Source organism: Frankia sp. Cppng1_Ct_nod, assembly GCF_920656135.1.
Taxonomy (GTDB): Bacteria; Actinomycetota; Actinomycetes; order Frankiales; family Frankiaceae; genus Protofrankia; species Protofrankia meridionalis.
Genome location: NZ_CAKKTK010000138.1, coordinates 1 through 5,116, shown reverse-complemented (window position 1 = coordinate 5,116; position 5,116 = coordinate 1). Strand labels below are relative to the sequence as shown.

General features: G+C 68.7%; 5 protein-coding genes. 1 reads left to right on the top strand and 4 read right to left on the bottom strand.

All coding sequences use genetic code 11. The features are described from left to right. Positions 1-68 precede the first annotated feature (68 nt). The 4 genes from NBW77_RS21730 to NBW77_RS21715 are packed head-to-tail and all read right to left on the bottom strand — an operon-like array spanning position 69 to position 3,980. Positions 69-527 (bottom strand): MaoC family dehydratase, encoded by a 459-nt coding sequence (locus NBW77_RS21730; RefSeq protein WP_250280261.1) that lies wholly within the window; start codon positions 525-527, stop codon positions 69-71. A gap of 32 nt (positions 528-559) precedes the next feature. Next, a complete protein-coding gene (locus tag NBW77_RS21725; RefSeq protein ID WP_250280260.1) occupies positions 560-2,110 on the bottom strand; it encodes an acyl-CoA synthetase in 1,551 nt (516 codons plus the stop codon). Between the two features lie 34 nt (positions 2,111-2,144). Beyond that, positions 2,145-3,029: an amidohydrolase family protein gene (locus NBW77_RS21720; RefSeq protein WP_250280259.1), complete on the bottom strand. Its 885-nt coding sequence runs from the start codon at positions 3,027-3,029 to the stop codon at positions 2,145-2,147. Positions 3,030-3,068: 39 nt separating this feature from the next. Next, positions 3,069-3,980: an SDR family NAD(P)-dependent oxidoreductase gene (locus NBW77_RS21715; protein ID WP_250280258.1), complete on the bottom strand. Its 912-nt coding sequence runs from the start codon at positions 3,978-3,980 to the stop codon at positions 3,069-3,071. A gap of 102 nt (positions 3,981-4,082) precedes the next feature. Here NBW77_RS21715 and NBW77_RS21710 point away from each other — a divergent pair, with 102 nt between their 5' ends. Beyond that, positions 4,083-4,997: a PaaX family transcriptional regulator gene (locus NBW77_RS21710; RefSeq protein WP_250280257.1), complete on the top strand. Its 915-nt coding sequence runs from the start codon at positions 4,083-4,085 to the stop codon at positions 4,995-4,997. The last annotated feature ends 119 nt before the right edge of the window (positions 4,998-5,116 follow it).

Below are 5,116 nucleotides of genomic sequence, written 5' to 3'. Positions count from 1 at the left end.
CCCCGCCCGGTCGCCGTGTCCACGAAGAACACGAACGGAAAGCCGGCCCGACGTCTGCCGTTGCGGAGTCAGGCGTAGTGACGGTAGACGGCCTCGGCGACACACGCCGGTTTGTCGCCGCCGTCGATCCCGATCGTGAAGGTGAACGCCATCTGCACGCCGTTTCCCTTGACGGCTTCGACCGTGTCAACCTTCCCGTGCAGCCGGATCTTGCTTCCGACCAGGACCGGGCTGGGGAAACGCACCTTGTTCAGGCCGTAGTTGACGCTCATGGAAATGCCCTGGATATCCAGCAGCTCGTTGAACATCGGTATCAGCAGGGACAGCGTCAGGTAGCCGTGCGCGATGGTGCCGCCGAAGGGGCCGGACGCGGCACGTTCGGGGTCGAGGTGAATCCACTGGTGGTCGTCGGTCGCGTCGGCGAAGGTGTTCACCCGCTCCTGGGTGATCTCCCGCCAGGCGGAGTAGCCGAGGTCGGTTCCGGCCAGCTCCGTCAGTTCGTCGAGGCCGTCAACGGTCCTGGGCATCGTCGTCACTCTCCTACCGATGGTCTGTGCGGTCACTGGTCTTCGGGTGCGGTCACGGTCGGGCGCTCACCGAAGCGGGCGCGCAGCGTGGGTTTAAGGATTTTTCCGGTGGCGTTGCGCGGTAGCGCGTCGACGAACACCACCGACCTGGGAATCTTGTACTTGGCGAGACGACCGGCGAGAAATCCGGTCACGTCCTGTTCGTCGGTATCCGTCCCGGAGCGCAGCACGACCACGGCCCGGCCCACTTCTCCCCACCGGGGATCGGGGATGCCGATCAGCGCACAGTCGGCGACCGCGGGATGCTCGCGGAGCACGGCCTCGACCTCTGCCGGGTAAATGTTCTCCCCGCCCGATAGGATCATGTCCTTGACCCGGTCCACGATCGAGTAGTAGCCGTCGTCGTCGACCTCGGCGATATCGCCGGACCGAAACCATTCACCGTCGGCGAACGCCGCGGCCGTCGCGTCGGGCTGGCCCCAGTAGCCGCTCATGACGTTGGGACCACTGACGAGCAGCTCACCCCGATCCCCCGGTTCGGCGTCGGCGTCGTCAGGCGTGACTATCCGCACGTCGGTGAAAAAATGCGGCACCCCGGCCGACCCAACCTTCACCGAGGCCATCGCCCTGTCCAGGTAGAGCACTCCGGGCGAGGCCTCGGTCATCCCGTAGCCCTGGCTGAACGCAAGCCCGCGGGCGAGATAGGTGCGGATGGTGTGCATCGGCACCGGTGCCCCGCCGCAACTGACCGACCGCAGGCTGGACAGATCGGCCTTCGCCCACCGTGGCGAGGTGACCATCGCGTCGTACATGGTGGGGACGCCGAACATGTAGGTGACACGCTGAGATTCGATCGTCTCCAGCACCCGCGCGGGGTCGAAGGCGCCGACGAGCACCACCCGGCCGCCCTTGAGCAGCGTGGGCAGACACGTCAGGTTCAGCCCGGCGGTGTGGAACAGCGGCGCGACGACCAGTGTCACCTCGTCACCGGCGAAGTCCACGTCGACGAGGACGTTGAAACAGTTCCAGGTGATGTTGCCATGGCTGAGCACGGCGCCCTTGGGGCGTCCGGTGGTACCCGACGTATACATGATCATGCATACGTCGTCGAGCCCGACCGGGGTGTCGATCGGCTCGTCCCGGCCGGAGGCGAGGAATTCGGAGTAGCCGAGCGCCCCGTCGCCCGGCCCGGCGAGCGCGATCCGGTGTATCACGGCGGCGTCAGCCGCGGCGGTGGTCGCCACATCCGCCTGCTCCGGCGCGTGGATCAGGACGGCGGTGCCGGAATCGGCCAGGTTGAAGGCGATCTCGGGCGCGGCGAGCCGGGTGTTCAGCGGCACGAACACCGCGCCCAGTACACCCGCGGCGAACAGGGTCTCCAGGAAGGCGGGATGGTTCGGACCAAGGTAGGCGATCCGGTCGCCACGGCCCACCCCGAGGTCACGCAGCGCCCAGGCGAGCCGCTGCACCCGCTGGTGGACAGACTGGTAGGTCCACTCCCGGCCGTCGTGCACCACCGCGACCCGACCGGGGGTCTTGCGGGCCCGGCGGGCAGGCCATGAGCCGACACCCTTGTTGCGCACGGACTGCCTCCTCCCTTTCTCGGTTCCTGTCGTCTCAGGCCTTGGCCAGGCCGAGTAACCGGGCGGCGTTCTCCTTGAGGATCAACGGCCGAACCTCGGGTTTGATGTCCAACTTGGCGAAGTCGGCCAGCCACCGGTCCGGGGTGAGCACCGGATAGTCCGAACCGAACAGCACCTTGTCCTTGAGTAGGCTGTTGGCGTAACGGACCAGGTTCGCCGGAAAGTACTTCGGCGACCAGCCGGACAGGTCGATGTAGACGTACGGCTTGTGGGTGGCCACCGCGAGCGCGGCGTCCTGCCAGGGAAACGACGGGTGGGCCAGCACGATCCGCAGCTCCGGGAAGTCCACGGCCACGTCGTCGACGAGCATCGGATCGGAGTACTTCAACCTGATCCCACCGCCACCGGGCACACCCGCTCCGATCCCGGTCTGACCGGTGTGGAACAGCGCCGGGACACCCAGCTCCTCGATCACCTCGTAGAGCGGGTAGGCGATCCGGTCGTTCGGCGCGAAACCCTGGATACTCGGGTGGAACTTGAACCCGCGCACCCCGTACTCGTCGACCAGCCGGCGCGCCGCCCGCGCACCGGCCCGCCCCCGCCAGGGGTCGATGCTCGCGAACGGGATCAGCACGTCGGCGTGTTCCGCACACGCCTGCGCAACCTCTTCGTTGCGGATCGGCGGATGGCCGGTCGCGGCCTCGGCGTCCACGGTGAACACCACCGCGGCCATCTTCCGCTCCCGGTAGTACGCGGCCATCTCGGGGACGGTCGGCTGGCGATGATCATGCGCCTTGAAGTAGTCGCTGGACGCCGCCAGCAGTTCATCCGACAGGGACAGGTGTCCGTCGGTGGATACCTCGGCGTGCGTGTGGACGTCGATCGCGACCAGATCGTCCAGGTTCGGAAGTGTTGCCATCCTCAAGCTCTCCTCAGCTCGTCAGCCCTCGTCGCCGGGTCAGGACGCGGGCACCTGCGGCGCCGGGATGCCGACCGACTGCGGCTCCCGACCGACCGACACCGGCCACGCCGCCGCAATCGCGTCGGCGTCCCAACCGCCGTCGGCGTAGGCCACGCTGATCTCCTGCGGGTGCGACCACAGCGCGAGTTTGTCGCCACCGATACCGATGCACTGACCGGTGACTCCTGACGAGGCGTCCGAGGCGAGGAACACCACCAGCCCGGCGACGTCCCGCACGGTTCCGAAGCCCTCGCCCTTGCGCAGCCAGCCCGGCAGTGGCTCGCCGCGCTGTTCCATGGCATCGATGTAGGGCGCGAACGCCGGGATCGTCCGGGTCATCTCGGTCGCGGCCACCGGCACCAGTGCGTTCGCGGTGATGCCCGCGTTGGCGAGCTCCATCGACCAGGTACGGGCCATCGCCGCGATGCCGGCCTTGGCCGCGGCGTAGTTGGTCTGGCCGAAGTTGCCCCGCTGCCCGGCCGGCGACGCGGCCATGATCAGCCTGCCGCCGCCGCCCTGCTCGCGCATCCTGATCGCGGCCGCCCGTGCACAGGTGAAGGTACCCCGCAGGTGGACCTTGATCACGGCGTCGAATTCGTCGTCGGACATCTTCCACAGCACCCGGTCCCGCAGGATGCCTGCGTTGGTACACATGACATCCAACCGGCCGAACTCGGCCACGGCCCGTGCCACCAGACGCTCTGCGGCATCGGTCTCCCCCACCGCGGCGGCTTCGGCGACCGCGTGCCCGCCAGCCTCGGTGATCTCTTTGACCGCCCGCTCGGCGGCCTCGGTGTCGACGTCGTTGACCACGACGGCCGCGCCCGCGGCGGCGAGCGCCGAGGCATAGGCCAGGCCCAGTCCCCGGCCGCTTCCGGTGACCACAGCAACCTTGTCCGACAGATCCATCGTGTCCAGCCCTCCGTCCGGCACCCGTGGCCGAACGCGAACTTAGGCGAATATTTTGCTGCGGTCAATAAGATGCCGAAGTTCGGCCGCTAGGCTGGGGATGTGACGAACATCGACACGGTCGTAGGGCCGGTCGAACAGATCCGGCCGGTCGAGGACGCGGAACCCGCGGAGGATGCCCGATCCCGGTCCTGGCAGCGCCCGCAGTCGCTGATGCTGAGTTTTCTCGGCATCCATGTGCTCGGCCGCGCCACGGCGGTCTACTCGGGCAGCGTCATCGCCGTCTTCACGCGCGTCGGCGTGTCGGAGGACGCGGTCCGCTCAACGCTGACCAGGATGGTCAAACACGGTCTGCTCCAGCGCCACCGGTCCGGGCGCCGGATGTACTTCGGCCTCACCCCACGCTCGGTCACGGTCCTGCGCGACGGCCAGCGGCGGGTGTGGCAGACCGGGGCGGTGAACCGGGACTGGGACGGCACGTGGACGGTGGTCGGCTTCTCGCTGCCCGAATCGTGGCGCCGCCAACGCCACGACCTGCGTTCACGGCTGGTGTGGGCCGGGTTCGGCCCGCTGCAGAACGGGATGTGGATCGCCCCCGGCGAGGTGGACGTCGCCGGCGTCCTCGACGGCATCGGGCTTGACGACCACTTGAACGTCCTGCGCGCCCAGGCCGCCGAACCGACCGAATCCGCACAGCTCATCGCCCGGGCGTTCGACACCGCCGCCATCGCCGGCCGCTACCAGGCGTTCCTGGACCGCTGGGACCGGCCACAGCCCCTGCCCGAGGCACCCGACGACCTCGCCCGCCAGCTCCTGCTGCACACCGACTGGCTGCAACTGGTCCGTGAGGATCCGTGCCTGCCCGCCCAGCACCTGCCCGTCGGCTGGCCGGGCATCCGCGCCGACCACGTCTTTCGCGCGCTCGCCGCGCGGTATGAACCCGTGGCGCAGAAGATCGCCGCGGGCCTGCTGGATACCATCGCCGTCCCGGCGGTCCCCGAGCCCGCGGCCGGATAGGCGTACTCAGTAACAAATTTGTGCCGGCCCTGCCGGCAGAAAGCGCCCACCGTCGTCCGGCTGCCGGCAGTCGGCGACGTCGGTCCGAACCAGCGCTCGGCGGCGCGCCTCGCCCGGCG